The following is a 3,938-nucleotide window of genomic DNA, read 5'->3' as shown; positions in this document are numbered from 1 at the left end:
TATCAGGAAGATCTAACATAATCAGATGATTGTATTTTACGTTGTGCTTCGCTAACCAAGCCTCTGTTAACGCTCTGTACTTTTCTAACCTATTGGTAACTAAATAACCTATGGTTTTACTTGGTCTAAAAAATGGTTCTACATTTTCTAAAAAATGTTCATACTTAGGCCCATCATCATTTTCTTCTTCTGTTGGATCTATGCACAATACGCCGTCGATGTCAAAACAACAATTTTCAAGTAGATCATGATGCATCATATTCCATTCAAAAATTCTTGGTCCTGGGCATATTTCAAAGTAAAAGTCAATATTATCTTTGGTCTCTTCTACAGCATATACAGCTGTATATAGCACTTTCTTTTCCGGATAAAGTCCTTTAAGCTTATTTTTAACGTTAATTATGGAGCTGCCAKACCAAATACTATCCTCAACAATAAGTACATTTTTATATTCACTAAAAGGCTTGATATACGATTTTAATCGCTCTCCTGATTGAAGGATTCTTCCATTAACATATCCTTCTACGTCAGTAAAGGGAAGATTTAAATGCAGGGCCAGCAAATTAGCCGCAAGCAATCCACTTCTGGGAACCCCCACAATTAAATCTATCTCCAAAGGTACTTTAGAAAGATTAGTAGTAATTGCATGATTTAAATCTTCAATTGATCTGTAGTTCATTTTTTAGATTATTTAAGCTTTTAATTTATTCTTATTAATTAGGAACTGACCAATCTCAAGAATCCTATTCATTTTATTTCTCGTAAACTTTGTCAGAAACCATAGTCCTATATAAATAATGGCTCCTGCAAGAAAACCAATTATACAAATCAGAAACGAATTGGTCCCCGCTAGGTTTGCTCTTACAAAAAACATACCTGCACCACTAATTAGCGCAAACACCGCAGGCAGGCAAATTTCCTCTAGAAATTGTAAAATTGAAAGATGCGAATCCTTTAAACTATAAAGCAGCAAGGGAATAAACAACGCGTAAGTTACAATTGCATACGATATGGCAATACCTGTGGTGCCCCAATTTATTCCAATACAGAATCCGGCTACAACTAAAGTAGAGTTAATAATACCTAAGTAAAAGTATTTTTTTGCTTTCCCGGTAGTTATCAATAGTAATCCCTGAGTACTCGCAACAGGCTGGATAAATGCAGATATAGCTAGCAATTTAAATATAGAAGATGCTGCGATCCATTTATCTCCTAAAACAATAAAGATAATTTCGTGCGAAAAAACTGCAAAATAAATCACAATAGGCATAGAGAAAAATGCCAATGTAAACAGGTACCTGCAAAAAAAATGATTGTATTTCCACTTATCGTTTTGAAGGTTACTTAAAGCCGGCAGCGCAACAGCATTTAGTGGATCCCGTAATTGAGTAATCGGCAAAAGCAACAACTGATAGGCTTTTGAGTACATTCCCAATGCACTTGGCCCCGAGAACTTTCCGATTAAAACATTATCCATGTTTCTGGAAAAATAATTTACCAGATCAAATCCTGTTAAACCAGCGCCAAAAGATACCAATGTTTTTATCCCCTTTGAATTAAAACCAAGTCGAGGCCGCCAATCGCATAAAAACCAGAGTGATATAGTTGAATATATTGGGCTGGAGACTGAGATAGCTACAATTGACCAGTAACCAAATCCTTTCCAAGCTAAAAACATACCAGTAAGTAAACTACCTACAGTGCTTAAAATCTGAATTCTCGACAAAGTTTTAAACTTCATCTGCCTCTTCATTAACGCATTATGCTGAAGAGAAAATCCTGTAATAAAAATACTTGCGGCAAACACAAGAGTCATATTCAGAAGTCGCTCTTCCTTATAAAAGGCAACTAAAAGTGGTGCTAAAAGCGACACAATTAGTGCTATAACAAAACTAACACCGATGCTTATCCAAAAGATGGAGTTCACCTGGTCATCTTTTAGTTCCTTTGTTTGAATAACTGCCGAAGATAAACCTAAGTCTTTAAATACAGTGATAAACCCAGTTATTGTAGTTACCATAGCTACCAAACCGTAATCTCCCGGCACCAATAACCTGGCTAGGATAATGGTAGACAGCATATTTATTCCAAAAGACAATACCTGGCCGGCAACAGTGTTAAAACCACCTGAAATAGAATGCGACTTTAAATCTTGCGTCAGATGGGACGTTTCTAGCCATTTATTATACTGTTTGTCTCGGTTCATCTATGAGCGTAGTAGTTTAGGGTGCTGATTAAAATATAGTAAATCAATATTTATGCTAACATTTAGATCAGCGTTGGATTATTGGTAGTACAAGATCTTATTGATTCATTTAATAATGAAACAACCTTATCCCAACTAAAGCCCTTTGCAAAAGAAATCCTTTCTGAATGCAAGGCAGAATTATCTTCAGACAAGGCCTTAGTTATTAGATCTGCGAACTCTGGCGCATCATTAGCAAGATAAGTATGTTCTGAAAATACTTCTTTCATTGTATTAGTAGACTTTGCAACTACAGGTTTCCCCATCGCAAGATATTCTACTATTTTTAAAGGAAAGTTACCAATAGTAATTTCATTAAGTAACTGTGGATTTATACAAACGGAAAAATATTGCACATAAGAAGGAATATTTTTCTTATCTATTTTACCAAAAAAATGAACATTTTTCATTTCATGTAAAATACTCTTACTAAATTCCTTGTCCTCTTCACCAATTAAAACGAAGTTATATTCTGGTTTTGCAGTTGCTATATTGATGATTAAATCCAGATCAAGTCTTAAAGAGCTTAGCGCCCCAACATAACCTATTATTGGTTTATCCAGATTTTTTAGCCGCGCCGGGATATCATGCAATATATCATTATTAAAAAGCTCAAGATCTACGCCGTTTCCAATGTAAAAACTATTTGGGTTATATTTTTTGGCGCTTCTAACGAAGTCATTGGAGTTACAAATCACAAGATCCGACTTTTTTATCAATTTAGGTTCTAGAGCCTCACCATGTCTTTTCCAATAATCAACACCAAGCGTATAATCCCTATCAAGATATATATATAGGTCTGGCTTCAATAATTCCTTTAAGTAAAAGCTCCTGAATATATCTTTATCATTGATAAGAATAAAGGAGTCAAAGTTTAGCGCCGACAATGCTTGTTTAATGTCCCTGGCAAACCGCCTGTTATTTACATAATTGAAAAGAGAAAATACTTTTGTTGAGGGGATCCAATTAATTGACTCTAACAAGCTATTCGTATTTAATACGTATAGATTATCAGTTAAACTCCTTGTTCCGGTGCCTCCATTTTTTATAAGCTTAATATGCTCTTTTACATAACGGTCGTTGTCCTTTGACAGTAATGTTTTTCTATCAATAGGAGGATTTACGAATAATACTCTGTGCTTTTTTGCCAATTCTTTAGCTAAGCTTGTGGAAGTTGACTCCCGATCTGTATTTATTCGCTGCAAACTGACAAAAACAAAATTCATTAAAATACGCTTTTATATCTATTAATAACTGGTAGATCGATAAGATACAATAAAATTCAAAACAATAAGCTATCCAAAACAAGTCTGTTTTCTACGATTGTTTTTAATATCCATTAAAGATAACCTAAACTAAGTAATACCGCAACTCTTTCTAATAGATAAAGCTTTCACAATTAACAACTTAAATTAGACCCGACAATAATTCATTGCCGCGTTTAATTAATGATATAAGTTCAAGGAAAGTTGAATTTAGGAGAAAGAAATAATAAAAATTGGGGAAAATTTTCCACACAAAACACATATTATTACTGCTCCAAACTATCAAATCAAGCGCTAAATGCTTTTAAGCGTAGAAAAAAAATAAAAAAACTTTCTTTCTCAATAAAAAAAACTATTTTTATTGAGAAAAACATTCCCCATTACAAATATTACGCCACTTATTATAGGATAGGGATTTATAATTAGAC

At 33.8% G+C, this 3,938-nt stretch carries 3 protein-coding genes; all 3 read right to left on the bottom strand.

The genetic code is table 11. The features are described from left to right. Positions 1-679 (bottom strand): phosphoribosyltransferase (locus AC1DDX_RS24865; RefSeq protein WP_477622781.1); only part of this gene is annotated, 679 nt, incomplete at its 3' end. Positions 680-691: 12 nt separating this feature from the next. Further along, complete coding sequence (locus AC1DDX_RS24860; RefSeq protein WP_337714831.1) at positions 692-2,206, bottom strand: lipopolysaccharide biosynthesis protein; 1,515 nt, start codon at positions 2,204-2,206, stop codon at positions 692-694. A gap of 62 nt (positions 2,207-2,268) precedes the next feature. Further along, the gene (locus tag AC1DDX_RS24855; RefSeq protein ID WP_172663213.1) at positions 2,269-3,471 is read right to left on the bottom strand and encodes a glycosyltransferase; all 1,203 of its coding nucleotides are present in this window, start codon (positions 3,469-3,471) and stop codon (positions 2,269-2,271) included. Positions 3,472-3,938: the final 467 nt, after the last annotated feature.

The organism is Pedobacter sp. 10L46_2, assembly GCF_056395165.1.
Note: the sequence above shows the minus strand (reverse complement) of the source record. Positions and strands in the feature narration are given on the sequence as shown.

Coding starts and splice junctions, on each gene's coding strand:
- AC1DDX_RS24860 (WP_337714831.1), bottom strand. CDS start 2,206: ATGAACCGAGACAAACAGTATAATAAATGGCTAGAAACGTCCCATCTG.
- AC1DDX_RS24855 (WP_172663213.1), bottom strand. CDS start 3,471: ATGAATTTTGTTTTTGTCAGTTTGCAGCGAATAAATACAGATCGGGAG.